Below are 25,090 nucleotides of genomic sequence, written 5' to 3'. Positions count from 1 at the left end.
CCCGTCTGCTACCCAGGCCTCCCCAACCTGTTCGGGGGGATGGCGAGCTATTTCATTTAGAGACGGGAGCGGGCATTGCGGAGGCGGCGGAGGACTTCTTCGCGGGTGAGGTAATGCACCATGGGCTCGAAGAGCGGGGGACCTATTGAGCGGCCGGTGACGGCTACTCGGACAGGGGCCTGCGACTTGGAGCGGTTGACGCCAAGGGCCTCCCCTACCGCGAACACGGAGTCTTTGACGGTGTCGGGGTCCCAGGGGCAGTCGGCCAATGCAGCGATGGTGCCGTCGAGGATTTCGGCGGCAGCCTTGCCCCTCACCACTGCCTTGTCCCACGACGCCTCGTCCATGGACACCTCGGGACAGAACAGCCAGTCCACTTGGCGCTCGATGTCCGACAGCGTGCGCAGCTTCTCCTGCACCAGCGGAACCATGGCAGCTACCACGTCGGGGCGGTAATGCTCGGGGGGCCAGGGCGCTTGGTCGGATACCAGATAGGGGGCCAGCGCTTCCAGCAATTCCTCGGCCCCGAGCTCCCGGATGTACACCCCATTGAAGTGCTCCAGCTTGGCGATGTCGAAGAACGCCGGCGCCTTGTTCACGTCCTCCAGCCGGAATTGCCCGATGATCTCAGCCATGGGTCGGATCTCCACCCCGTCACGCGGCCCCCAGCCCAATAGGGCCAGGTAGTTGGCCATAGCCGGGGCCAAAAAGCCCCGCTGGCGGTAGCTCTCCAGCGACACGTCGTCGCGGCGCTTGGACAGCTTTTTGCGCTGCTCGTTCACCAGCAGGGGCAGATGGGCGTAGATCGGCGGGGTCGCCCCCAGCGCCTCGGCCACCAGCACGGCCCGCGGCGTGCTCGACAGCAGGTCTTCGCCCCGGATGGCGTGGGTGATGGCCATGTCGGCGTCGTCCACCGAGTTGGCCAGCACAAACGTGGGCGACCCGTCGGAGCGCCAGATCACGAAATCCCCCAGCTGGGCGTGGTCCACGGCCACCTCGCCCCGAACCACGTCGTCGATCACCGTGGTGCCCTCTGGGGTTCTGAACCGCACCGCCCGGCCGTCGGCCATCTCGGTGCCGGCCAGTTCGTTGTCGTCGGCGTCGCACAGATAGGCCTGGCCGTTGTCCAGCAGTTGCTGCACCACCTCCCGGTGACGGTCCCGACGCTCCGATTGGTAGAACGGCCCCTCGTCGAAGTCGATGCCCAGCCACTCCAGATACTCGAAGATGGCGTCGGTTAGCTCGGGGCGATTGCGGCTCTCATCGGTGTCCTCTATCCGCAACACCATGGTCCCGCCGACAGAGCGGGCGTACAGCCAGTTGAACAGAGCAGTCCGAGCCGAGCCGACGTGGAGATATCCGGTGGGCGACGGGGCGAACCGAACCCTCGGCAAGTCAGCCGGACTCACCGGCTGATGCTGACCGCGAGCAACTCATCTCTGTTGTTGAGACAGGCGGCCTCCACCTCGCTGGGCGTCATCCGCAGAGCCGCTTCGGAAACCAGGTCGACCAATTGCCGGGCCTCGGCGTAGTGGTGGGGATGGCTGACGCCGGCGAACAGCTCCTTGCGCCACGCCACCAGTGCCTCTTCGGGGGCAGGGGGCAGGTAGCCGAACACCCGGAAGGCAACCTCCAGATCAGCTGACACCGGCGCCCGCCCGAACAAGGCCGCCCGCTTCAAAGCAACGCCCACACAGCCGGCGGCCGCATCGTCGACGTGCTCGCCGGGGGCCAGCAGCAAGTCGCCTTCGAATCGACGAGCCAGCCGCAGAGCGTACCCCTGGTCGGGACCGGGCACACCCAGGCCTGCACCCATCGGCTGGCCATCGATCAGCTCGGCGGGCCGATCGGCCAACCACGGCTGGGGGCGCCGGGGCGGCGACACATAGTGCCGATCAGCCGCTGCGGTCTTGTTGGGGACGTAGTCAGGTGCGGCCATTGTCATCCTCGCTGTGCAAGAGTCCGAACACCAGGCTGTCCACCAGGGCCTGCCAGCTGGCCTCCACGATGTTGGTGGACACCCCAATGGTGGTCCAAACCCGGTCGCCGTTGGTGGAGTCGATGATCACCCGGGTGACCGCCGCGGTCCCCGCCGCGGTGTCGAGCACCCGCACCTTGTAGTCGATAAGCGAGATCGAACGGAACGCCGGATAGCGATCGCCCAGGGCCATCATCAATGCGGCGTGCAACGCGTTGACCGGGCCGTTGCCCTCCCCGGTGGCCACAATGCGCTCGCCCTCCACGTGGAGCTTCACGGTGGCCTCGGTCTCCATGTCCACCGCCACCTCGTTCCAGGCCCGGGCCCCCGTGCCCGACCGGTGCTCGGTCGCCACCTTGAACGACTCCAGTTCAAAGTACGGCTGCTTCCATCCCGATGCCCCCCGCATCAGCAGTTCCAGAGAGGCGTCGGCCACCTCGAAGTGGTACCCGGCGTGCTCCAGCTTCTTGAGGGTGTCCACGATCTCGCCCACGGCCTTGCCGTCGATTTCGAGGCCCAGCTCCTCGCACTTGAGCTCCACCGTTGAGCGCCCGGCCATCTCCGACACCACGAAACGGGTTCCGTTGCCCACCGCGGCCGGGTCGACGTGCTCATAGGCGTCGGGTCGGCGGGCGATGGCACTGGTGTGCAGGCCGGCCTTGTGGGCGAAGGCCGAAGACCCCACATAGGCCTGCTGGGGGTCGGGCGGGAAATTCACCAGCTCGGCCACGTGGTGCGACACCGCGGTGAGCCGACCGAGCCTGTCGGGGGGAACGGTCTCCACTCCCATTTTCAGGCTGAGGTTGGCGATGATGGGCACCAGGTTGCAGTTGCCGGTGCGCTCGCCGTAGCCGTTGATAGTGCCCTGCACCTGAGTGGCCCCGGCCCGCACCCCGGCCAGGGCGTTGGCCACGCCGCAACCGGTGTCGTTGTGGAGGTGGACCCCCACCGGGATGTCAAGGTAGTCGACTACTGCGCCCACTGTGTCCTCCACCCGGGCGGGCAGCGTGCCCCCGTTGGTGTCGCACAGCACCAGGCGGTCGGCTCCGGCCACCGCGGCCGCTTCCAGCACCGCCAGGCTGTATTCCCGGTTGTGGTGATAGCCGTCGAAGAAGTGCTCGGCGTCGAAGAACACCTGCATTCCACTGTCCTTCAGGAACCGCACCGATTCGGCCACCATGGCCACCCCTTCGTCGAGGGAGGTGCGCAGGGCCTCGAGCACGTGGTAGTCCCAGCACTTGCCCACGATGCAGGCCACCTGGGTGCCCGACGCCGCCAAGTTGGCCAGCGTGAGATCCTCGTCGGTGCGTCCCTTCACCTTGCGGGTGGAGCCGAAGGACACCAGTGTGCTGGTCTCCAGGTTCAGCTCGTCACGGGCCCGGGCGAAGAACTCGTCGTCTTTGGGGTTGGAGCCGGGCCAACCGCCCTCGATGTAGTGGACGCCGAGATAGTCGAGTTGGCGGGCGATGCGGAGCTTGTCTTCCACGGTGAGGGAGATCCCCTCGAGCTGGCTCCCGTCGCGAAGGGTGGTGTCGTAGATCTCTACGAAGGCGGGCAGAGGCCGGGGTCCGGTCGCCTCAGCGGTCGACATGCTCGTTCCAGTGCCGATACTGGGCTTGTCGGCCCCTCACCGCGTCCTGGAACACCTCTTGGATCTTGCGGGTGATCGGACCGGGGTCGCCGATCTCGCGGTCGTCCACCGACCGGATGGGAACCACCTCGGCCGCGGTGCCCGACAAGAAAGCCTCGTCGGCCAAATACAGATCGCTGCGCAGCAGGTTGTCGGCCACATAGGGGATACCCAGGTCGGAGGCCATGGTGCGGATGGCGTCCTGGGTGATGCCCTCCAACGCCCCCACCGAGGTGGGCGGGGTGACGATGGTGCCGTCGCGCACCACGAACAGGTTCTCCCCGGTGCACTCGCTCACATAGCCTTGGGGCGACAACAGGACAGCCTCGTCGTAGCCAGCCTTCACCGCCTGCACCTTGGCCAGCTGGCTGTTGATGTAGTGCCCACAGCCCTTGGCCGCGGTGGGCATGGAGTTGGGGTCGTGGCGCTGCCAGGAGCTGACCATGAGGCGCACCCCGTTGCGAATCCCCTCATCACCCAGATATGTGCCCCACGGCCACACCGCGATGGCCACGTTCACCTTGCACGGCAGCGGGTTCAGCCCCATCTCGCCGTAGCCCAGATAGGCCAGAGGACGGATGTAGCCGCTCTTCAAATTGTTGACCCGCACGGTCTCCTTGGTGGCCGCCACCAGCTCATCCACCGTAAATGGAATGTCGATCTGGAGGATCTTGGCACTGGCGAACAGCCGGCGAATGTGAGGGGTGAGGCGGAACACTGCCGGGCCCTCATCGGTCTCATAGGCCCTGATGCCCTCGAAAACGCCGTTGCCGTAGTGAAGCGTGTGGGTGAGCACGTGCACGGTGGCGTCCGCCCAGTCCACCAGCTCGCCGTCCATCCACACCTTCTCCGTGGTCTCGATTGGCATCGTGCTCAGTTCCTTTCTGCGGGCATCGCCTCGATCATTCGGGGCTCACATCCTCTCCGCAATGGAGTCGCCGATTTCGGTGGTGGTCCCGTATTGAGTTGTGGGGTCGGCGCAGGCGGCCCGAATCCGGTTGGCGGCATCGACCTCGCCGAGGAATTCAACCATCATTGCGGCCGACAAAATCGCGGCGGTGGGGTTGGCCCGGCCGGTCCCCACAATATCGGGTGCTGAGCCGTGGACCGGCTCAAACATCGACGGCCCGGTGCGATCGGGGTTCAGATTGGCCGAGGCGGCCAGCCCGATGCCCCCGGAGACGGCGCCGCCCAAGTCGGTGAGGATGTCGCCGAACAGGTTGTCGGTCACGATGACGTCATAGCTCTTGGGGTCTTCCACGAAGTAGATGCAGGCCGCGTCCACGTGGTTGTAGGCGGTGGCCACGTCGGGATATTCCTCGGCCACCTCGTTGAACGCCCGCTCCCACAAGTCGCCGGCGAAGGTCAAGACGTTGGTCTTATGCACCAGGGTGAGGTGGCGCCCTGGACGGCTGCGGGCCAGCTCGAAGGCGTAGCGGACGCAGCGCTCAACGCCGAACCGGGTGTTCACCGACCCCTGCGTGGCCACCTCCATGGGGGTATTGCGGCGCAGGAACCCGCCCTCGCCGGCGTAGGTGCCCTCGGTGTTCTCCCTGATCACCTCGAACTCGAAGGAGCCGTCGGGGGCTCGGAAAGGGCGGCGGTTCACGTAGAGGTCGAGTTCGAAGCGCATCCGCAGCAGCAGCCCCCGCTCGATCACGCCGGGGGGCACGTCGGGAGTGCCCACCGCGCCCACATACAGGGCGTCCAACCCCCTCCACTCGTCCATGATCTCGTCGGTCAGCACGATGCCGTCCCGCAGGTAGCGTGCTCCTCCGAGGTCGTAGGGCACCGTGTCCAGCTCCACGCCGGCCGCGTCCAGCACCTTCAGGCCCTCGGTTACAACCTCGGGCCCGATGCCGTCGCCGCCTAGTACTCCGATCACGTGGGCCATGGCCCATCAGAATACGAATACAGCGCCCCCCAAGGCGAACACTAAACTTGTCCGCTATGCCAGAAACCCATGAGCTGTCTCAGACGGCCCACGACCGTCTGAGCGCTGAATTCGAACAGCTCACCACGGTCGGACGGGTTGAAATCGCCCGAAAGATCGAAGCGGCCCGCGAGCTGGGAGACCTGAGCGAGAACGGCGACTACCACGCGGCCAAAGACGAGCAGGGCAAGATGGAGACCCGCATCGCCCAGATCGGCGCCATGCTGAGGAACTGTCGAATTGTTGAGGCCGGAGACGGGACCACGGTCACGGTGGGATCGGTGGTCACCGTGGCCCTCGACGGCGACCCCGATGACGTCGAGACCTATCTAGTGGGATCGATCGAAGAGCGCCACGACGGACTCGACGTGATCTCCCCGGCCTCTCCGATGGGAGCGGCCATTATCGGGGCTGACGTCGGCGACACCGTGTCCTTTGAGAGCCCCGCCGGCGGGACTCTGTCCGTTCAAATCGTGTCCCTTGAGCAGTAGCGGAGCGCCCATCGGCCCCAGCTTGCCGCGGGGCGAGTCAATCGACCTGCCCGGACGGGGGCAAGTGTTCGTTCGACAATCCGAGGGACCCCCGGGCTCGCCCACCGTCATGCTGCTGCACGGCTGGACGGTGACCGCTGACCTGAACTGGTACCCGGCCTTCCAACCCATTTCACAGCGGGCCTCCGTAGTGGCTTTCGACCACCGGGGCCACGGCGATGGCCTCCCCACCCGGCGTTTCAGGTTCGACGACTGCGCCTCCGACGTTTTGGCCGTGGCCGACGCCCTGGACATCGACCGCTTCGTGTGCGTGGGCTACTCCATGGGCGGTGCCATCGCGCAACTGGCTGCTCGATCTGCGCCCGACCGGGTCACCGGCCTGGTTCTGGGCGCCACCTCCACCAGCTTCCGGGGCCGGGGACTGAGGGCCATCCGCTTCTCGCTTCTTCCGGTGGTGGCCGCCGCTTCTCGCCTGGCTCCCGTGAAGCTGCGCTACTGGGGCTGGGAGCAGACCGTGTTCAACGTGATCGGCACCAACATCGGCCGATGGGCCCAGACCGAGGTGCTCAAAGGCGACCCTCAAGCGATGCTCGATGCCGGCACCGAGCTGTTCAACTTCGACTCCTCGGACTGGATCATCGAGCTGCCCATGCCCATCGCCCAAATCCGCACCCTGGGCGACAACGTGGTGCCCGACTATCTCCAACAAGAGCTGGGCGACGCCGTGTCCGACATCAGCGTCTTCTCCTACCGGGGGGGCCACGCGTCGGTGGTCACCGACTTCGACAGCTTTTGGGACTGCCTGAGCAAGGCGCTGGACTCTGTGGGGGTGCCGGCCAGCTCAGAAACTGGGAGCACTATTGCCCCCGATCCATCGTCTTCTGAGACCAGCCGATAGCCTCAGATCTACCGCCTACAACGCAAGAAACCGGAGCGCACATGGGCCGAACCCTCAGCGAAAAGGTCTGGGACCGACACGTCGTTCACCAAGCGGACGGCGAGCCCGACCTGCTGTTCATCGACCTGCACCTCATCCACGAGGTGACCTCCCCGCAGGCCTTCGACGGCCTCCGGATGAACGGCCGGAACGTGCGCCGACCCGACCTCACGGTGGCCACCGAGGATCACAACGTCCCCACCGACAACATCGCTTGGCCCATCGCCGATCCCATCTCCCGCCAGCAGGTGGAGACGCTGCGGACCAACTGCGAGGAATTCGGCATCACCCTGTATCCGATGGGAAGCCCCGGCCAGGGGATCGTGCATGTGATCGGCCCGGAGATGGGCCTCACCCAGCCGGGCATGACCATCGTGTGCGGCGACAGCCACACCTCCACCCACGGGGCGTTCGGGGCGCTGGCCTTCGGCATCGGCACCAGCGAGGTGGAGCACGTGCTGGCCACCCAAACCCTCCCCCAGCAGCGGCCCGGCACGATGTCGGTGACCGTGGACGGCACGCTGCCCGTAACTTGCACGGCAAAGGACGTGATCTTGGCCATCATCGGGCGCATCGGCACCGGCGGGGGCATCGGCTCGGTGATCGAATACCGGGGCTCGGTCATCCGCTCGTTGTCGATGGAGGGACGCATGACGGTGTGCAACATGTCCATTGAAGCCGGCGCCCGGGCCGGGTTGATCGCTCCAGACGACACCACCTTCGAATACCTTCAGGGTCGACCAGGCGCTCCGAAGGGAACGGCGTGGGAGGCCGCGGTGGACGACTGGCGCAGCCTGGCAACCGACGATGACGCCGCTTTCGACAAGGAAGTGGTGATAAACGGATCGGAGCTGGTGCCCCATGTGTCGTGGGGAACCAACCCTGGCCAAGTCGCCCCCATCGACGGGACCGTGCCCCACCCCGACAGCTTCGCCGAGGCCAGCGGGCGGGATGCAGCCGCCCGGGCGCTCGACTACATGGACTTGGCCCCCGGTACTCCGCTGAAGGAGATCCCGGTGGACACCGTGTTCATCGGCTCGTGCACCAACAGCCGCATCGAAGACCTGCGCATCGCCGCCTCGGTGGTAGAGGGCCGCCGGGTGCGTTCCGGCGTGCGCACCTTCGTGGTTCCCGGCTCGGGCGCAGTCAAGGCCCAAGCCGAGGCCGAGGGCCTCCACGAGGTGTTCAAAGCCGCCGGGTTCGACTGGCGGGAGCCGGGTTGCTCCATGTGTTTGGCCATGAACCCCGACAAGCTGGCCCCCGGTGAGCGGTGTGCCAGCACTTCCAACCGCAACTTCGAGGGTCGCCAGGGCAAGGGCGGACGCACCCATCTGGTGTCGCCCGCAGTGGCCGCCGCCACCGCCGTGGCCGGCACCTTCGCCACCCCAGGGGATCTGTCATGAGGCCGGTGCGAACGATCACCGCCACCGCGCTGCCGCTGGACCGAAGCGACGTGGACACCGACCAGATCATCCCCAGCGACTGGCTCAAGCGAGTTGAGCGCACCGGCTTCGAGCAAGGACTGTTCTCGGAGTGGCGCGAGGATCCCGAGTTCGTCCTCAACGATTCCCGCTTCGCCAATGCCCGCATCCTGGTGGCCGGGCCCAACTTCGGCACCGGCTCCTCCCGGGAGCACGCGGTGTGGGCCATCCAGCAGTACGGCTTCGAGGCGGTCATCTCCCCCCGATTCGGCGACATCTTCCGCAACAACTCCACCAAGAACGGCCTGGTTCCCGTACAGGTGAGCGAAGACGTGGCCCGCACGCTGCTCGACGCAGTGGCCGACGACCCCTCGACTGAGATTACTGTCGACGTCGAACAGCTCACCGTGTCAGCCCCGGCCGTCGGTGTGAGCGCCGACTTCCCCCTCGACGGCGCCGTTCAGCACCGCCTGTTGGAGGGCCTCGACGACATCGGCCTCACCTTGGCCCACACCGACGCCATCGACGCCTTCGAGGCCACCCGCCCCGCCTGGATGCCGTCGCTGGCCTAGATTGATCCCATCGAAAAACTTTTTTCGAATTGCTGGGAACCAACCTGTCGGATCAGACCGTCTTAGTTGCATGCTGAAGATCCGAAAAACCGCACTTGTCCTGGTTGCGACGGTCGTATCCCTGGCCCCGCTGGCCGCGGCCTGTTCGTCTGATTCTGCTGACACGCCGGGGATCACCGGTGGAGGCGGCGGTACCGGCGCGGGCGAAACCCCTAGTGAGGTGACGGGCGAAACCGACGGAACGCCAGCGCCGACGGTGGTGCTGGACGACATCGAGTTGTTGTCGGCGCTGAGGAGCTTCGGCGATTGCAGCACGTTGCTCGACTATCTGCGGACCGAGACCGTCGACCGGGTGGGCCCCTACGGCCTCGACGACGGGCCTCGCTTCGGGATTCCCGAACCGTTTGCCATAGAAGAAGCCGAGATGATGGCCGACGACGCCGCTGCCCCGTCAGCCCCGGCGGCCGATTCGGCACCGACCAGCGGCAGCGACTTCTCCTCCACCAACGTGCAGGTGGCCGGGGTGGACGAGCCCGACATCATCAAGACCGACGGCAACCGCATCCTGGCGGTGGCCCAGGGCCGGCTGCACTATGTGGACGTGTCCGGCGACCAGCCCCGGTACCTGGGCAGCGTGGATCTGACCTCGGAAACATCCTGGGGCTGGGGCCAGGAGATCTTCATTCGGGGCGATCGGGCCATGGTGTTCTCCACCAGCCACTCCGAGGGACTGGAACCGGTTGCGGCCCGCGACCTCGAGGGCGATCACGTCCTGGCTGAGGATGTGATCTTCCGCGGCAGCCCGGTGGCGCTCATCCAAGAAATCGACCTGTCCAACCCGGCATCCATGGAGGTGACCTCCGAGCTGCGGGTGGAGGGCAGCTACCTCAGCGCCCGCTCGGTGGGCGACGTGGTGTGGATGTCGATGTCCAGCTACCCGGCGCAGTTCCAGTTCGTGTACCCCAGCGGCCCCGCCGCCGAAGAGGCCGCCGAGCGGGTCAACAAGGAGATTGCCGCCACCGCCGGTCTGGGTGCCTGGCTGCCGGCCTACCGCTTCGACGGTCCCGGCGGCACCCGGGCCGGACTGCTGCCCGAGTGCGATCAGCTCTATACCCCCGCTGAGTTCTCAGGGTTCACCGTGTTGTCGGTGCTGAGCTTCAACCTGGACGAGCCGTTGGGCACCGGCGACGCCGCCTCCGTGCTGGCCGACGGCCACACCTTGTATGGCTCCGGCCAATCGCTGTACTTGGCCTCCAGCACGCCGGTGTGGGCCGAGCCCGTGGTTGACGGAGACACGGTCAGCATCTCGGCGCCGACGGAGTGGACCACCGTCGCACACAAGTTCTCGGTGTCCACCGACGGCCCGGCCCGCTACGAGGCGTCGGGCACGGTGGAGGGCCACCTGCTCAACCAGTTCTCCATGGACGAGTACAATGGCTATTTCCGGGTGGCCACCACCATCGGCGAACCGTGGGACACCGAGACTTCTGAGAGCCAGGTGGTGGTGCTCGAACAGCAGGGCCGACGGCTCACCGAGGTGGGCAAAGTCGGGAATCTGGGCCGGGGCGAGCGCATCTTCTCGGTCCGCTTCGCAGGCGATATCGGCTATGTGGTTACCTTCCGCCAGGTTGACCCCCTCTATGTGATCGACCTGGCCGATCCCACTGCCCCGTCGGTGGCCGGCGAGCTGAAGATCCCCGGCTTCTCCACTTACCTGCACCCCATTGGCGACGGCCTCCTCATCGGCGTGGGCCAAGACGCCGACGACACCGGCCGCACCCGCGGCACCAAGGTCTCGCTGTTCGACGTGAGCAATCCGGCTGCGCCCAGCGAGCTGGACGTGATCGTGTTCCCCGACGCCCACAGCGAGGCCGAGTGGGATCACCGGGCCTTCTTGTACTGGGCCCCCGAGGAGATGGTGGCCATCCCGCTCACCCATTACGACTACGAAGGCGACGACGACTTCTTCGGCGCCGTGGCCCTGCGGGTGAACCGCGACGGCGTGGCCGAGCTCGGGCGGGTGTCACACCGGGAGCAGCAGATCGTGTTCGAGGGCTGCCGTCCGGTGGACAGCGATGACATTGGGCGCTACTTCGGGGGCGAGAGCATCGCCCGTATCTGCCCCCTCGACGCGCCCGACCGCTACGGCAACCAAGACTGCGAGCCCATGAAACCAGAATGGGCCCGGGAAGAATGGCCCTCGATCGACATCGCCGACGACGAGAAGTTGATCATCTGCTGGATCTGGACCCCACCCATCCAGCGCCTCCTGGTCATCGGCGAGACCCTCTGGACCATGAGCGAGCAAGCCCTCCAAGCCAACGATCTAACGACGTTCGCCTACAAGGACCAGTTCACCCTCACCTCTAACTGAGGGGCTACCCCAGCTAACCCAGCTACCCCAGCTAACCCAGCTACCCCAGGCCAGCGCAGGCCCGGTTCAGGGCGCTCACAATGGCCCGCATGGACGCCGTCGTGATGTCGGTGTGGATGCCGCAGCCCCACAGCTCGCGGCCTTCCACCAGCAGCTCGATATAAGCCACCGCCTCAGCGTCGGTGCCGCCACCCCGGGCGTGCTCGTGATAGTCGACCACCTTGATCGGCGTGTCGATGATCTCATTCAAACCAGAAACGAAGGCGTCCAGCGATCCGGCTCCCTCGCCGTGGACCACCACCTGGTCTTCCCCGGCGGTCAGCCGGGCGGTGACCACGGTGCGGTCGGCCCCCCGGGCGTTCTGGGCCGACTCATAGCCGTTCAGCCGGTAGGGCTCGTCCAACCCGAGATACTCGGTGGCGAACTCGCTGTGGATCTGATCGGCGGTGATCTCCTCGCCGGTCTCTTCGGCGATCTGCTGGATGACCCGGCTGAACTCGATCTGCATCCGCCGGGGCAGGTCGAGTTGAACCTCGGCCTGGAGCAGGTATGACACCCCGCCCTTACCCGACTGGCTGTTCACCCGCACCACGTCTTGGTAGGTGCGGCCCACGTCTTTGGGGTCGATGGGGATGTAGGGCACCTCAAACAGGGCCTGGCCGGTCTCCTCCATAGCCTCGAACCCCTTCTTGATGGCGTCTTGGTGCGACCCCGAGAAGGCGGTGTACACCAGATCGCCCACATAGGGATGGCGGGGATGGATGGGGAGCTGGTTGCAGTCTTCGGCCACCCGGCGCAGGCCGTTGATGTCGGAGATGTCCAGCTCGGGGTCCACCCCTTGGCTGAACAGGTTCATGGCCAGATTCACCACATCCACATTGCCGGTGCGCTCGCCGTTGCCGAACAGGGTGCCCTCCACCCGGTCGGCCCCGGCCATGAGCCCGAACTCGGCGGCGGCCACTGCGGTCCCCCGGTCGTTGTGGGGGTGCAGGCTCAGCACGATGCGGTCCCGGCGGTCCAGGTTGCGGTGCATCCACTCGATCATGTCGCCGTAGATGTTGGCGGTGGACATCTCGACGGTGGCCGGCAGGTTGATAATCACCGGCTTGTCGTGGCCGTCGGCCAGGATGTCCACCACCTCGTCGCATACCCGCTTGGCGAACGGCAGCTCGGTGCCGGTGAACGACTCGGGCGAGTACTCGTAATACACCTCGGTACTGGGCACCTGGGGCTCTAGCGAGCGACACCACTCCGACGACTGGGTGGCGATTTTTGTGATGCCGTCCATGTCGAGGCCGAATACCACCCGGCGCTGCACCGTAGAGGTGGAGTTGTAGAGGTGGACGATGGCATCGGCCGCGCCATCGATGGCCTCGTAGGTGCGCTCGATCAGCTCTTGGCGGGCCTGGGTGAGCACCTGGATGCGCACGTCGGAGGGGATGGCCTTCTGCTCGATGATCTCCCTCACGAACCGGAAGTCGGTCTCCGACGCCGACGGGAAGCCCACCTCGATCTCCTTGAACCCGGCTTCCACCAGGGCGGTGAACATCTTCCACTTCCGCTCGGGGTTCATGGGCTCGATGAGGGCTTGGTTGCCGTCCCGCAAGTCCACCGAGCACCACCGGGGCGCGCCGGTGAGCACGGCGTCGGGCCAGGTACGGTCGATCAGCTTGACCGGCTCGAACGCCTGGTACTTGTGGATCGGCATTCCCGACGGCTGTTGGGGGTGTAATCCGGTATTCATCACATGGCCTCTATTGGAATTGATTCACGAAAAAACCCCCTGCCCTTACGGGATCAGGGGGTCGGGGCGAGCACCTCTGGGTGCTCGCCCTACAAGAGCAGCAGGTGGGTGTGGATGCGGCTCATCGGGACAACTCTACGCCGTACCCCGCTGTATTCCAAACATCTGGGCTCCGTCAGCCCTCGGCCGGGGCCAGGCCCAAGTAGCGGGCCGACTGCACTCCGTCGATGGCCACCAGTGCGTCGGCCACCTCCTTGGGCACCGGATGGGGGGTGGCGATGACCATGGAGGCGCCCTCCCCGGTGGGGGCTCGGCCCACGTTCATGTCGTTGATGTTGATGCCGGCGTCTCCCAGCAGCGTGCCCACCGCGCCGATCACACCGGGGCGGTCGTCGTTGGACAGCAAGATCATGTGGGCGGCGGGCGGCATGTGAATGGCGTGGTCGTCGGCCAGCACTAGCACCGGCTCTTGGCGGGCCCCGGTCAGCCGCCCGCCGAGGCTGTGGCCGGCGCCCCGCAAAGTAAGCAAGTTCACGTGGTCTTTCGATGTGGGTGTGCTGATCCCGCGTACCTCCATCCCCCGCTCCTGGGCCATGGTCAGCGCGTTCACATAGCTGACCTGCATATCCGACACCGCACTCAGCAGCCCCTTCACCGCCGACATCACCGCCACGGTGTTGTCGGGCTTGCCGATCTCGCCGATGAGCTCCACCTCCAGCACCTCGGGCAGCCGCTCGCACAGGTTTCCGAACAAGCGGCCAAGCTGCTCGGCCAGCGACAGATAGGGGCGCAGCACATCGGGCACGTTCTTGGCCGGCACGTTCACTGCCGCGGGTACGAACTCCCCGCCCAGCGCCAACATCACCTGTTCGGCAATGGCGTCTCCCGCTTTGCTCTGGGCCTCTTCGGTGCTGGCCCCTAGGTGGGGGGTGACCACCACCGAGTCGAGGTCGAACAGCGGCGATTCGGTGATGGGCTCGCCGTCGAACACGTCGAGCGCCGCCCCGGCGATGCGCCCCGATGCCACCGCCTCGGCCAGATCGGCCTCGTCCACGATGCCGCCGCGCGACACGTTGACTATCCGCAGGTTGGGCTTGGCCAGCTCGAGCATCTCGGAGTTGATCAGCCCGACGGTCTCTGGCGTGCGGGCTACGTGGATGGTGATGAAATCCGACTGGGCCACCAGTTCTTCCAGCGACACCAGCGCCATCACGCTGTGAAGGGCCACCTCTTCGGACACATAGGGGTCGCTGGCAATCACCCGCATGGCGAATCCAATGGCCCTCTCGGCCACCAGCCGGCCGATGCGACCCAGCCCGATGATGCCCAGCGTCTTGTCGCTCAGCTCAATGCCCTCCCAGCGGCCCCGCTCCCACCGCCCGTCGACGAGAGCGGAGTGGGCCTGGGGGATATTCCGGGCCTGGGCCAAGATCAGGGCCATGGTGTGCTCGGCCGCCGAGATGATGTTGGACAGGGTGTCGTTCACCACCAGCACGCCGTGGTCGGTGGCGGCGTCCACGTCCACGTTGTCCAAGCCCACCCCGGCCCTGCCCACGATCACCAGATCTGAGCCCGCGTCGAACACTTCGGCAGTCACCTGGGTGGCCGACCGGATGATCAGCGCATGCACACCGGCCACCGCTTCCAGCAGCTCGTCGGGAGACATCCCAGTGCGGACGTCAACCTCATGCCCGGCGTGGCGGAGCTTGGCCACCCCGATGTCGGCGATCTTCTCAGCTACAAGGACCCGAGCCATTGGCCCTCAGAATAAACCGCGCCCAGTGATCCACCGGGGACCAATATGCGACGCCCGAGTGATAGTCCAGTGGCACGACCACCGTGGCTTTTGCCGGGCAGCTTCTAGCCGAGGAGGTTAGGGGACGGGTTGGGTTGTGCAGGTGAGGGTGTGGGTGCCGACGGGGTCGCCGGTTCGGGTGTGCCACCAGTCGATGGTGAAGGTGTAGGCGGTGTTGGGTTTGATGTTGGTGCTGGCGATGCCGTAGGAGACTTGGGTGGGTGGGATTTGTAGGTTTAGCCCGAGGTCTGGCTGTTTGAGGGTGCGGTGGTAGGCGCTGGCTTTTATGGTCCATGAGACTGAGATGCCGTTGGTGGTGGTTGTGCAGGTTGGGGGTCGACGGTGAAGGTGCAGGTGGCGGTGTCTGACCAGCCGTGTTCGTTGCCGGCTTGGACGAGGTAGGCGGTTCCCTCGGCGAGGCCGTCGAGGGTGTGGCTGGTTTGGGTTGTCTCGGCCCATTCGGGCTCTGAGCCGGAATTGTCAGAGTCGCCGGTGTCGCCGGTGTTTTCGGTGTCGCCGGGGTCGGTGTCGCTGGTGTCGTCGGTGTTTTCGGTGTCGCCGGGTTCGGGTTGTTGGGCGACGCGGTACTTGTCGGCGCTGGTGACGGGGTCCCAGGAGACTTTGGTGGTGGTGTTGGACGCGGCGGCGCATTCGGGGTTTTGGGGCGGGGCGACTTGGGTGGGGCACAGCACCATGAGAGTGTCGCCCCATCCGTCGGCATTGCGGGACTGGGCGTAGACCCAGTACACCCGGGCCGAGACCAGGCTGGTGAGCTGGTGGGCAGTTCCTGCGGCCTGGGCCCACTGGCCCTTCGGCTCGGGCTGGGACACGCCTGTGGGCCGCCCGTCGGCGGAGATGTGCACGGCGCGCGCCGAGAAGTGCTGGTTGAGAACCAGCAGCCCGTCACCGCCGAGCTGTTCGGAGGCCTCGGCCCGCTCGGCCAGGGTGCGCCATCCGTCGGCGCCCACCCGGTAGCCCGTCGCGCCGCCTTGGGGGCTCCACGACAAGTCGATGGCCGTCGACGACGCCGAGCACGACACCGCCGGCGCAGCGGGCCGGGTGGCGCAGGAGAACAGGCCGCCGTCTGACCAGCCGGCCGGATTCTGGGCCTGCACGTTGACCCACTGCTCGGAGTTGGCCGCCAAACCGTCCACCACGATTGCGGTGTGGGCGGTCGCAGCCCACTGGCGGGCGCCGACCCGCACCCTATAGCCCGACGCGCCTGCTACGGGATTCCAGCTCAACAACAGCGCAGACGACCCCGCCGCGCAGTCCGCCGCAGGAGACAGCGCCTTGGTCCAACACGACACCGACGCCGCCGCGCCATGGCCGCCGGAGTTGGTGGCGCGCACCTCCACTGGGTGCTGGGCGCCCGCGGGCACGCCCGTGGGCGTGTACCGGGTGCCCGACACCGAAACCCACTTTCCGCCGCCCAGGCGGAACTCGTAGCCCGACGCTCCGTCCACCTCGTCCCACGACACCGTGAACGAGAACGCGAACGGCCCCGAGCACGCCAAACCGCCCGGCACAACCGGCAGAGTCCAACACGACGCCGAGCCGGTATCGCCCCACCCGTCGCTGTCGCCCGCCTGCACCTCCACGGCATGCTCGGCGCCCGCCCCCAACTCCGGGAACCCATGCGAGGTGCCCGTCGCGTCGTCCCATTCGCCCCCGCCGATGCGCACCCGGTACTTCTCCGCGCCCGAAACCGCGTCCCACGACGCGGTGAAACCCGACGTGGTGGCCGCCGAGCACTCGACCGCCGGCTTGGCCAACAGCGTCTTGCACGACACTCGGGCGCTGTCGCCCCATCCCGTGCTGTTCTGCGCCTGTCCCCTGAGCACATAAGACGTATTCGCGCTCAAATTGGGGAACTCGTGGGAGCGGGCCTCGCCGTCGTCCTTCTCGGTCCACGACTCGGCGCTGTTCACCGAAACCCGGTAGTCAGTGGCGCCGTCCACCTCGCTCCAGGCAACTGTCAGCGTCGTAGACGTCGCCGCCGAGCACGCGAACCCTGCCAAAGGCCCCGCCAGCGTTCTGCACTCCTTGGACGCGGCCGTCCCCCAGCCCCGCGAGTTCTGCGCCGCCACACTCAGCGAATAGGCCGTGTTCGCGCTCAGACCCGAGAACTCGTGCGACCGCGCCGCCCCGCTGGCTTTCACCGACCACTGCCCAGTGCCCTTGCGCACCCGATACCTCGACGCCCCCGACACCGCATCCCAGCCCAACGTCACCGAAGACGACGACTCATCCGAGCACTCCAAACCCGCAGGCGCAACCGGCAACGGGGGTAGAGGATGAACGCAAGTGATACAAGTGGTTTTACAGGTCTTCCCCGACCAGTGCTGGGGGATTCCGTTCAAAACGGCGAGCACGCCGATGTAATACGTCGTGTTCTCCGTCAGGCGCGCTCCCTGGTTATGGGTGATCGTCGAGGTGATCCTCTTCTTCCCGCCCGGCAAGGTGATGGTTGTGGGCGTGGGTATGTCAGTTTGCTCCGATCCCGTCCTGTTGAGCTGTATCTTGCCGGCATAGCTTTGCGCGCCGTCTACGGGATCCCACCTGAACGTGATCGAGTTGTGCGTGACTGTCTTGCACAACAAGCCGGTTGGCTTTCGCAGTACGTAGGTGCGGCATCTGCCCTCGGCATACTTCGTTGTCTGGCCTCCCACGGTGGCGTACACCTCGAAGTCGTACGCCCTCGACTGCACCAGCCTGGTGAACTTGTGCGAGGTCGCGGTGGTGTTGATCGTTTCGAGTTTCTGGGGCACATCCGTCGAGAGGATCGGCGTCTGATATCGCTCCACCCGATAGTTGGTCGCACCTGCTGCCGCGTCCCACGAGACGTCAAGCTCCGTCTTCTTCGTGCTCTCGTCTCCCTGCGCGCAGGTGACAGAGGCAGTTGAAGCCCCGCAAACCTGTCCGGGCGGGCACGGCACCCCGCTCGCGCCAGCTGCCTCTGTGACCGCGCACTTCAACAGCGACGAGCGCTCCTGGTCTTGGTCGAGCGCGCTCACCCACACCATGTAGCCCAGCGGCTCAAGGGCCAGGCCGCTGAAGGTGTGGGACGTGCCGGTGAGCCGGGGCGACTCGGCGATCACCTGACCGGTGTAGAAGTCCTGCACCGCCGCCCTGTATCCCGTCGCGCCCGTCACGGAGCCCCACGTCACCGAGATCGACCCCGGCCCCGACACACAGGAGGCATCCGGCGCCGCCAGTTCGCCCGCCGGCGCGGGCTCCGGGGCCGGCGGTTGTTCGGACTGGGCTATCGCAGGGGCCGCCAGGCCCGCCACCGCCACCGCCCACACCGCCACAACGGCGGCGATTCTTCGCGCCGGGCCGAAGTTCGAGGCGGCGCGTGCCGGCGATGCGGGGGAAATCGGAGAAGTCATGGTTTCCTTTGGGTTTGGCAGTAGATATCCATGCTCGGCCCGTAAGAGCCCGGGACCATCGAGTCGACGTCGACGTAGGCTCCGGCATCTTGTGCCCAGTCGTCGGTGATCCATCGTCCCGGCGCGATGGCGTCGTCAGCTTCGAGGTAGTGGGCGGGGTAGGCCTCCGCTCTGATGTCGTAGGTTCTGCCCGGGACCAGGCCGTCGAAGGCCCACGAGGTGCCGGTGGTCCAGTAGTGGTTGTTGACCCCGTTGTGCAGATAGGCGTCGATTCGGACCACGTAGACGCTCGCCCGGGGCACCGGGTCCCACTCGTAGGTCAGCGACGTCGCCCCCACATCGGCGCACCGGGCCCTGGCGTTCTCGGACAGCGTGTGGCAGTGGATGTAAGGTGAACCGCGACCGCCGTAGTCGAACAGGATGATGTCGGAATCCCTGATGACTTCGGCGATGGATTCAACGGCGTCTTCGGCCGCGCTCGGACTGGGGAATACTTTGCCTTCGAAATGGCTGTTGGCGTTGTCGATGAAGACGACGCGCAGAGGCAAGACATTGAGCAAGTGAATTGAACCAGGCATTAGCCCCCCCAGTTCGATAGAATTGCCAGCCGCGATAACAATCTGAGCTGGATCGGTGCCGACGTAGTGATAATGGGAATACACCACGGCGTACCCCTCGACGCCGGGCACGGGGTCCCATTCGAATCTCAGCGATGTCTCGGTGACATGGGTTTGGGGGCAGGCCAGGAACTCGCGGTTGGCGGTTTGGCACTGGGTGTGGAACCCGTCGAGTGGGGCGCCGTCGGCCCCGTAGGTGACGACGCCGAAGGAGTAGCTGGTGTTGGGCCGGAGCCCGTCGACTGTGGCGGAGGTCTTGGTGGCGTCGCGCAGCTCGTTGAGGTCGAATCTGCCCTGGCTGGCACCGAAGCCTCTCCCGTATGCCACCTCGGTGCGGGCCACGCCGCCCAAGTCGAGCCATGACAGCGACGCCGACGTGGACGCCGCACTGGTACACCAGGCCCCCCCGTTGACCCACCTCACCTCGTCGCGCAGCCGCGGCGCCCCCGTCCTGTGAACCGCATCGATTGTCCCTTCGGTCGGCTGCCAACGGGGCTGCGGCGGCGTGTCGGCCCCGGACTCGGCTCGGGCCTCGGGTGCGGGGGAGGCCCAAAGCGGGTTGTCGGCGATGTCGTAGCAGTCGTGTCGGCCGTGCCCGTAGTAGTCGTCGCGGCCCACATCCAGCACCAACCGCCCAAATCCGAGGCCGGTGTGCTGGTAGAACAAGATGTCGCGGCGGTCGTCGTCGACATGGCCCAATCCGGCGTAGTTAGGGGCGCAGTCTGTTGCGGCACCCAGCAGGTGCACCAGCTCGTGAGCCACAATCCAAGCAAGCTCCCCGGGGGGATAATCTTGGCGGCACCTGCGGATCGAGATCATCACCATCGGCCCGCCATGGGCGCAACTCCCATGGGTCTTTCCGGCGGCGGGGAACTCGCCCTCACCGAATATGATCAAAGGAGGCCTCGACCCTAGAGCCCCGAACACTTCGGAGACGACGCGCTCGATATTGCCCCCCCGGTCCGACAGCTCGACGGTGACGACCGAGACGCCGCCGGGGTCTTGTTGGAACAGGAGGTCGCGGCCGCCGGTCTGGGAGCGGAACCACTCCTGGGCGTCGGCTACCGCATCGGCGATCAGCCGCTTTCGGCCCGCCACCGGCCGCTCCCCGGCAGGGATCGCGTACACCGCCTGGATCGGGGCCGGAGCCGGGAACGCCCCGGTGTCGTCGTGGTGGCCCCAGCAGGCGACGGTTCGGTCGGCGCGGATGGCGCAGCTGTGGTAGGTGCCGGCGGCCACCGCAACGAACTCGCCCCCGGGCGCGTCGGCCTGCCCGTGGCCCAGATTGGCGTGCCCCCAGCACGCCAATGAGCGGTCGGCGCGGATGGCGCAGGTGTGCCACGGCCCCGCCGACACCGCGGTGAACTCGCCTGTTGGCGGTGGGGGTTGGTCCTGCCGCTCTCCCCAGCACGCCAATGAGCGGTCGGCCCGGATGGCGCAGGTGTGGTAGTCGCCCGCCGCGATGGCGGTGAACTCGCCGGGGGGCGCGCTGGTCTGTCCGAACGTGTCATCGCCCCAGCACACCACCGCGCGGCCGGCGCCGATCGCGCAGGTGTGGTTCGCCCCCGCGGCCACCGCGGTGAACATCCCCTCGGGCGCATCGGCCTTGCCCAGCCGCCGGTCGCCCCAACACACCACCGCGCCGTCCGCGCCGATCGCGCACGAGTGCCGCTCGCCGGCCGCGATCGAGGCGAACCGGCCCTCAGGAGCGTCGGCCTGGCCGTGATCGAGGCTCCCCAACCCCCAGCACACCACCGCGCCCCCCACACGGATGGCGCAAAAGTGCCGAACTCCGACGGCAACCTCGACGAACCGGCCCGCCGGCGGGGGCACTTCTCTATCCCAATAGCCGCTGCCCCAGCATCCCAGGGTCCGGTCGACGCGCACCACACACGAGGTATTCCCACCCGCCGCCAGCACCACCGGCCCGCCCGCCGCGTACGCCAGCACCGCTGCGGCGTTGTCGTTGAGCACCAGATAGCAGCCGATGGCGTCGTTGTGCGCCCATTTGACCTGCGCCAGCGCAGTGGTGGCGTCCTCAGCCCAAGCCACATCCACCGGCTGTCGGGCGAACGGCGACCTCATCTCATAGCAGTGCTCGGCCGCCTCCCGATCCGCCGCCGACGGCTCGCCCAGCGACAAATCCGGCAGAGCAGAACCCCACACCAACTGCGAACCTGCCGACACCCCCGACCTCAAAATCCCCGCGGCCTCGTCGTCGAGCACCAACCGGCATCCCCCATCGGCGCCGAACTTCCACGACACCTCGGCCAACGCCCGCTGCGAACCCGGCACCTTGGCCACCGCCAACGGCTCCCGAGCAAACCCGAACCGCTCAAAACAAACCGCCGCCGGATCACCAACCTCCCCCGCCCCGCCGCCCGGCCGCGGTGTGCCCGCCTGCGGCTCTGCCGCCGGCCCCGTCGCGGGCACCCCATCGCGACAGCCGCCCGGCACCGCCTGGGTGTCGACGCCGAATCGGCACCGATAGGCGTTCAACAACGCCTCCTGTTCGGCCACCAGACGGCCCAGCGCCCCCGCATCCAAAACACCGCCCGCCCCCGGCTCGGACGGCCCAGCCGCCGGCCAGCCGTTCACACAGCCGCCCGGCACCAACTCGACATCAACGCCGAACCAGCACCTATACGCGTTCAACAGCGCCTCCTGCGCCCTCGCCAATCCGGCCAACGCAGCCGCGCCCCCATCAGAACCACCGCCCTCAACCGAAGAGCCGCCCTGCACCCCCGAGCCCGCTCCGGCCCCCTCGGACCCCTCACCAGGATGAGCGCCCGCCACAGCAGCCAGACCAGCGACGGCGCAAGAGAAGGCCAAGAAAACGCACGCCAGACGCCTCACAGCCCGACAATTGCCCGCACGCACCACTCGTAGGAGGCTATATATTCAAATGATGACTATTCAATGTTGAGTTCGTGAGTCCCACCAGTAGCGGGCAACTGGTTGGAGGCCGCACCCGGACATAAGTCGCACGAGGAGCCATCGCCCCGCCCACTTGCGGCTAGGTGGCCAAGTGATGCGCTGCGCACCACGGATTCAACCTTGTAAATCCACCGCGCAATTCAAGATTTGAAGGGATTGTGGCCCCAAAAGGCGGGCTTCAGCGGCGGATGGGCACCAATGGGATGTTGTCGGCGAGGTCGAATCCCAGGATCTGGGCGAAGAAGGAGAGTTCGGCTTCCAGGGCGCCCACGATGTTGTCGGCCTGGCGGAAACCGTGCTGTTCTCCCTTGAACAAGAGGTAGGCCACCGGGATCGACCGCTGCTCCAGGGCGGCCACGATCATCTCGGCCTGATTGGGGGGCACTACCACGTCTTCGGAGCCTTGGAGCACGATCATGGGGGCGTCGAAGTCGTCAACGAAGTGGATGGGCGAGCGGGCCTCGTACACCTCGGCTTCCTCCGGGTACAGCCCGACCAGGCTGTCCATGTAGCGGGCCTCGAACTTGTGAGTGTCGGTGGCCAGCGCGGCCAGATCGGCGATGCCGTAGCGGCTGGCCCCCGCCGCGAACACTTTGTGGAAGGCCAGCGCGCACAGGGTGGTGTAGCCGCCCGCGCTGGAGCCCCGGATGATGAGCCGGTCGCCGTCCACCTCTCCGGCTTGCACCAGGTGGCGGGCCGCGGCCGCGCAGTCGTCCACGTCGCTGACGCCCCAAAGCCCCTGGAGGGCCTCCCGGTAGGCGGTGCCGTGGCCGGTGCTGCCCCGGTAGTTCACGTCCACCACCGCAATGCCCCGGCTGGTCCAGTACTGGATGCCGAGCTGGAGTTGGCTGCGGGCCGCACCAGTGGGCCCGCCGTGGCCCAGCACCAACAGGGGCGGCTTCTCTCCGGCTGGGGCCTGCGCCGTGGGGTGGGCCGGCGGGTAGTACAGCCCGTGGGCCTCCGCTCCCCCAGTGGTGGGAAAGCTGATGGGGCGGGGATTGGACAGATACCCCGGATCGACCGCAGCCCGAGCGGGCGGGCGGATGACCTCGTGCGATCCGTCGGCCACGTCGATGCGCACGGCGGTGGGCTGCTCAGTGGGCGAGGCGACGATGGTGCAGATGGCGTGGGGTCCGGCAGCGCGGACGCTGGCATACGACGTCCAAGGCAGATCGAGCAGCCGAGGCTCGGAGCCGTCGGGGGGAATCGCCCACAGCTCGGCCAGCGACCCCCGCATGGCCGCCACCGCCACGGTGTTGTCGTCGCACACCGCGTAGCTGGGGTCGTCGAACACCCAGGCTGGGCGGTGCGTCTCGGCGTCGAGCTCGAACACGGGAACCAGATCGGCGTCGTCGAGCCGATACAGGTTCCACCAGCCCTTGTGGTCGCTCACCACATAGAGACGGCCATCAGGCCCCCATTGGGGCTCCACCACTGAGCCGATGCCCGACACCGCGCACTGGCCGTCCACCCACAGCTCGGTTTGGTCCCAGGGCATGTTGGGGTGGTTCCACTGGACCCAGGCCAGCCGCTGGCCATCGGGGCTGGGCCGGGGCCAGCCGTAGAAGTCGGCTCCGGTGGCCACAATCTCGGGTTCGCCAGAGCCGTCGGCACTCAGCCGGACGATCTCGTTGGCCTCCTCGCCGCCGCTCTGGCGAGCGACCAGGTGGTTCTCCCGCACACAGACAGTTCCATTCCTGTCAGGTCGGCCGTCGGCGTAACGCAGGTCATGGGCAAAGGCGGGCTCGGGCGACACCGGCCGGGGATCTCCCTCCGCCGGTATGTGCCAGAGGCGGCCGTCGGAGTCGTCGCTGGCGTACACCCCGTCGGCGTCGTCGGGCCACCAGGCTCCCCCGCCGTAGCTGTGTACCCGGGTCCGCACCGAGACCGAGCCCCACAGATCGCGGCCGTCGCACACCAGCGCGTTGCGGCCCGATTCCGCCGGTCGCGACTCGGTCCACCACATCCGTCCCTGCTGGTGCCACAAGCTGACCGGCAGCGCAGCGTCGGCCACCATCGACCGCGCGGTGATCGGCGACAGCCAGCTGCCGTAGGGCGAGACTCCGGAATCGGTCACTGCAACAGATCAGCGATGCGGCCGATGCCCTCGCCAAGGTCGTCGTCACCGAGGGCGAACGACAGCCGGGCATAGCCGGGGCCGGCGAAAGCCTCGCCGGGCACGATGGCCACCTGGGCCTCGTCGAGAATCCATCCGGCAAGCTCGGCGGTGGTATCGGGAATACCGGGGCGCCCCAGCACTCCCTCGAAAGACGGGAAGGCGTAGAACGCACCCTGGGGCTCCAGACAGGTCACCCCGTCGATCCCGTTCAGCATCTTGTGCATGGCTCGTCGCCGCCGGTCGAAGGCCATCCGCATCTCGGCCACCGCGTCCAGCGGCCCGCTCACCGCGGCCAATGCGGCCCGCTGGGCCACATTGGACACATTCGAAGTCTGGTGCGACTGGAGGCTCACCGCCGCGTTGGCCGCGTCGGGGGGGCCGATCAGCCAGCCCACCCGCCAGCCGGTCATGGCATAGGTCTTGGCTACGCCGTTCAGCACCAGGCAGCGATCGGCCAGCTCGGGCACCACCACCGGTACGGAGCTGAACTCGTTGTCGTCGTAGGTCAAGTGCTCGTAGATCTCATCGGTGATCACCCATACATCGTTGTCCGCAGCCCACCGGCCGATGGCCTCCACCCGATCACGGGGGTACACCGCCCCGGTAGGGTTGGACGGCGACACGAACACCAGCGCCTTGGTGCGGTCGGTGCGGGCTGCCTCCAGTTGCTCCACGGTCACCATGAACCCGTCATCGGCGGTGGTGGGCACCTCCACGCTGGTGCCGCCGGCCAGGGCGATGGCCTCGGGATAGGTGGTCCAGTAGGGCGCGGGCAACAGCACTTCGTCGCCGGGGTCCAACAGCACGGCGAAGCCGTTGTACACCGCGTGCTTGCCCCCGTTGGTCACCACCACCTGCGACGGCTCCACCTCCAAGCCCGAATCCCGCAGAGTCTTGGCCGCGATGGCCTCCTTCAGCTCGGGCAGGCCTCCGGCCGGGGAATAGCGGTGATTGCGGGGGTCGTCCACCGCCACTCGGGCTGCGTCCAAGATGGCCGCCGGGGTGGGGAAATCGGGCTCGCCTGCGCCAAAGCTGATAACCGGTGCCCCTTGGGCCTTCAGGGCCTTGGCCTTGGCGTCCACCGCCAGGGTGGCCGAGGGGGCGATGGCGGAAATGCGCTGGGATATGCGAGCCATGAGCGCAGCTTTTC

16 protein-coding genes are annotated in these 25,090 nt (G+C 67.0%); 5 read left to right on the top strand and 11 right to left on the bottom strand.

The genetic code is table 11. From position 1 onward, the window contains the following. Window positions 1–56 precede the first annotated feature (56 nt). From ACOGXH_RS06930 to ACOGXH_RS06910, 5 genes are read right to left on the bottom strand one after another with little or no spacing between them, the layout of a single operon-like run. A complete protein-coding gene (locus tag ACOGXH_RS06930) occupies window positions 57–1,409 on the bottom strand; it encodes a glutamate--tRNA ligase (RefSeq protein ID WP_419928379.1) in 1,353 nt (450 codons plus the stop codon). Then, the gene (locus tag ACOGXH_RS06925; protein WP_419928378.1) at window positions 1,406–1,939 is read right to left on the bottom strand and encodes a hypothetical protein; all 534 of its coding nucleotides are present in this window, start codon (window positions 1,937–1,939) and stop codon (window positions 1,406–1,408) included. Before ACOGXH_RS06925 ends, ACOGXH_RS06930 begins: the two co-directional genes overlap by 4 nt. Beyond that, entirely contained in the window at window positions 1,926–3,569 is a 1,644-nt protein-coding gene (cimA, locus tag ACOGXH_RS06920) for a citramalate synthase (RefSeq protein WP_419928377.1), read from the bottom strand. Before cimA ends, ACOGXH_RS06925 begins: the two co-directional genes overlap by 14 nt. Beyond that, complete coding sequence (locus tag ACOGXH_RS06915) at window positions 3,556–4,476, bottom strand: branched-chain amino acid transaminase (RefSeq protein WP_419928376.1); 921 nt, start codon at window positions 4,474–4,476, stop codon at window positions 3,556–3,558. Before ACOGXH_RS06915 ends, cimA begins: the two co-directional genes overlap by 14 nt. Window positions 4,477–4,521: 45 nt before the next feature. Continuing rightward, window positions 4,522–5,502: a 3-isopropylmalate dehydrogenase gene (locus tag ACOGXH_RS06910; protein WP_419928375.1), complete on the bottom strand. Its 981-nt coding sequence runs from the start codon at window positions 5,500–5,502 to the stop codon at window positions 4,522–4,524. A 56-nt stretch (window positions 5,503–5,558) separates the two neighbouring features. On the opposite strand from ACOGXH_RS06910, the gene ACOGXH_RS06905 reads away from it, so the two are divergent. The 5 genes from ACOGXH_RS06905 to ACOGXH_RS06885 all read left to right on the top strand — a co-directional run bounded on the left by ACOGXH_RS06905 (window position 5,559) and on the right by ACOGXH_RS06885 (window position 11,336). Next, window positions 5,559–6,032 carry a GreA/GreB family elongation factor gene (locus ACOGXH_RS06905; RefSeq protein ID WP_419928374.1) on the top strand — a complete coding sequence of 158 codons (474 nt, stop codon included), beginning with the start codon at window positions 5,559–5,561 and terminating at the stop codon, window positions 6,030–6,032. Next, entirely contained in the window at window positions 6,022–6,930 is a 909-nt protein-coding gene (locus ACOGXH_RS06900; RefSeq protein WP_419928373.1) for an alpha/beta fold hydrolase, read from the top strand. Before ACOGXH_RS06905 ends, ACOGXH_RS06900 begins: the two co-directional genes overlap by 11 nt. Window positions 6,931–6,971: 41 nt before the next feature. After that, window positions 6,972–8,372, top strand: a complete 1,401-nt coding sequence (gene leuC, locus ACOGXH_RS06895; protein ID WP_419928372.1) for a 3-isopropylmalate dehydratase large subunit — start codon at window positions 6,972–6,974, stop codon at window positions 8,370–8,372. Continuing rightward, window positions 8,369–8,962, top strand: coding sequence for a 3-isopropylmalate dehydratase small subunit (gene leuD / locus ACOGXH_RS06890; protein ID WP_419928371.1), 594 nt, complete (start codon window positions 8,369–8,371; stop codon window positions 8,960–8,962). Before leuC ends, leuD begins: the two co-directional genes overlap by 4 nt. A gap of 70 nt (window positions 8,963–9,032) precedes the next feature. Next, window positions 9,033–11,336: a beta-propeller domain-containing protein gene (locus tag ACOGXH_RS06885; RefSeq protein ID WP_419928370.1), complete on the top strand. Its 2,304-nt coding sequence runs from the start codon at window positions 9,033–9,035 to the stop codon at window positions 11,334–11,336. A 40-nt stretch (window positions 11,337–11,376) separates the two neighbouring features. Here the strand turns inward: ACOGXH_RS06885 and leuA are convergent, their stop codons facing one another. From leuA to ACOGXH_RS06855, 6 genes are all read right to left on the bottom strand, one after another. Then, complete coding sequence (gene leuA / locus ACOGXH_RS06880; RefSeq protein ID WP_419928369.1) at window positions 11,377–13,080, bottom strand: 2-isopropylmalate synthase; 1,704 nt, start codon at window positions 13,078–13,080, stop codon at window positions 11,377–11,379. Between the two features lie 175 nt (window positions 13,081–13,255). Further along, window positions 13,256–14,836 (bottom strand): phosphoglycerate dehydrogenase, encoded by a 1,581-nt coding sequence (serA, locus tag ACOGXH_RS06875; protein WP_419928368.1) that lies wholly within the window; start codon window positions 14,834–14,836, stop codon window positions 13,256–13,258. A 323-nt stretch (window positions 14,837–15,159) separates the two neighbouring features. Then, window positions 15,160–18,267, bottom strand: a complete 3,108-nt coding sequence (locus ACOGXH_RS06870) for a fibronectin type III domain-containing protein (RefSeq protein ID WP_419928367.1) — start codon at window positions 18,265–18,267, stop codon at window positions 15,160–15,162. Next, window positions 18,264–21,740: an RCC1 domain-containing protein gene (locus ACOGXH_RS06865; protein ID WP_419928366.1), complete on the bottom strand. Its 3,477-nt coding sequence runs from the start codon at window positions 21,738–21,740 to the stop codon at window positions 18,264–18,266. The genes ACOGXH_RS06870 and ACOGXH_RS06865 overlap by 4 nt, the downstream gene beginning before the upstream one ends. 259 nt (window positions 21,741–21,999) lie before the next feature. Continuing rightward, complete coding sequence (locus ACOGXH_RS06860; RefSeq protein ID WP_419928365.1) at window positions 22,000–23,898, bottom strand: S9 family peptidase; 1,899 nt, start codon at window positions 23,896–23,898, stop codon at window positions 22,000–22,002. Further along, window positions 23,895–25,076: a pyridoxal phosphate-dependent aminotransferase gene (locus ACOGXH_RS06855; RefSeq protein WP_419928364.1), complete on the bottom strand. Its 1,182-nt coding sequence runs from the start codon at window positions 25,074–25,076 to the stop codon at window positions 23,895–23,897. The genes ACOGXH_RS06860 and ACOGXH_RS06855 overlap by 4 nt, the downstream gene beginning before the upstream one ends. Between the last annotated feature and the right edge of the window lie 14 nt (window positions 25,077–25,090).

The organism is Candidatus Poriferisocius sp., assembly GCF_965208355.1.
Taxonomy (GTDB): Bacteria; Actinomycetota; Acidimicrobiia; order Acidimicrobiales; family Bin134; genus Poriferisocius.
Note: the sequence above shows the minus strand (reverse complement) of the source record. Positions and strands in the feature narration are given on the sequence as shown.

Bases quoted from the DNA above. Each gene is read 5' to 3' on its own strand.
- leuC (WP_419928372.1), top strand. From the start codon at position 6,972: ATGGGCCGAACCCTCAGCGAAAAGGTCTGGGACCGACACGTCGTTCAC.
- ACOGXH_RS06910 (WP_419928375.1), bottom strand. From the start codon at position 5,502: ATGGCCCACGTGATCGGAGTACTAGGCGGCGACGGCATCGGGCCCGAG.
- ACOGXH_RS06905 (WP_419928374.1), top strand. From the start codon at position 5,559: ATGCCAGAAACCCATGAGCTGTCTCAGACGGCCCACGACCGTCTGAGC.
- leuA (WP_419928369.1), bottom strand. From the start codon at position 13,080: ATGAATACCGGATTACACCCCCAACAGCCGTCGGGAATGCCGATCCAC.
- ACOGXH_RS06885 (WP_419928370.1), top strand. From the start codon at position 9,033: ATGCTGAAGATCCGAAAAACCGCACTTGTCCTGGTTGCGACGGTCGTA.
- ACOGXH_RS06915 (WP_419928376.1), bottom strand. From the start codon at position 4,476: ATGCCAATCGAGACCACGGAGAAGGTGTGGATGGACGGCGAGCTGGTG.
- leuD (WP_419928371.1), top strand. From the start codon at position 8,369: ATGAGGCCGGTGCGAACGATCACCGCCACCGCGCTGCCGCTGGACCGA.
- ACOGXH_RS06855 (WP_419928364.1), bottom strand. From the start codon at position 25,076: ATGGCTCGCATATCCCAGCGCATTTCCGCCATCGCCCCCTCGGCCACC.
- ACOGXH_RS06925 (WP_419928378.1), bottom strand. From the start codon at position 1,939: ATGGCCGCACCTGACTACGTCCCCAACAAGACCGCAGCGGCTGATCGG.
- serA (WP_419928368.1), bottom strand. From the start codon at position 14,836: ATGGCTCGGGTCCTTGTAGCTGAGAAGATCGCCGACATCGGGGTGGCC.
- ACOGXH_RS06870 (WP_419928367.1), bottom strand. From the start codon at position 18,267: ATGACTTCTCCGATTTCCCCCGCATCGCCGGCACGCGCCGCCTCGAAC.
- cimA (WP_419928377.1), bottom strand. From the start codon at position 3,569: ATGTCGACCGCTGAGGCGACCGGACCCCGGCCTCTGCCCGCCTTCGTA.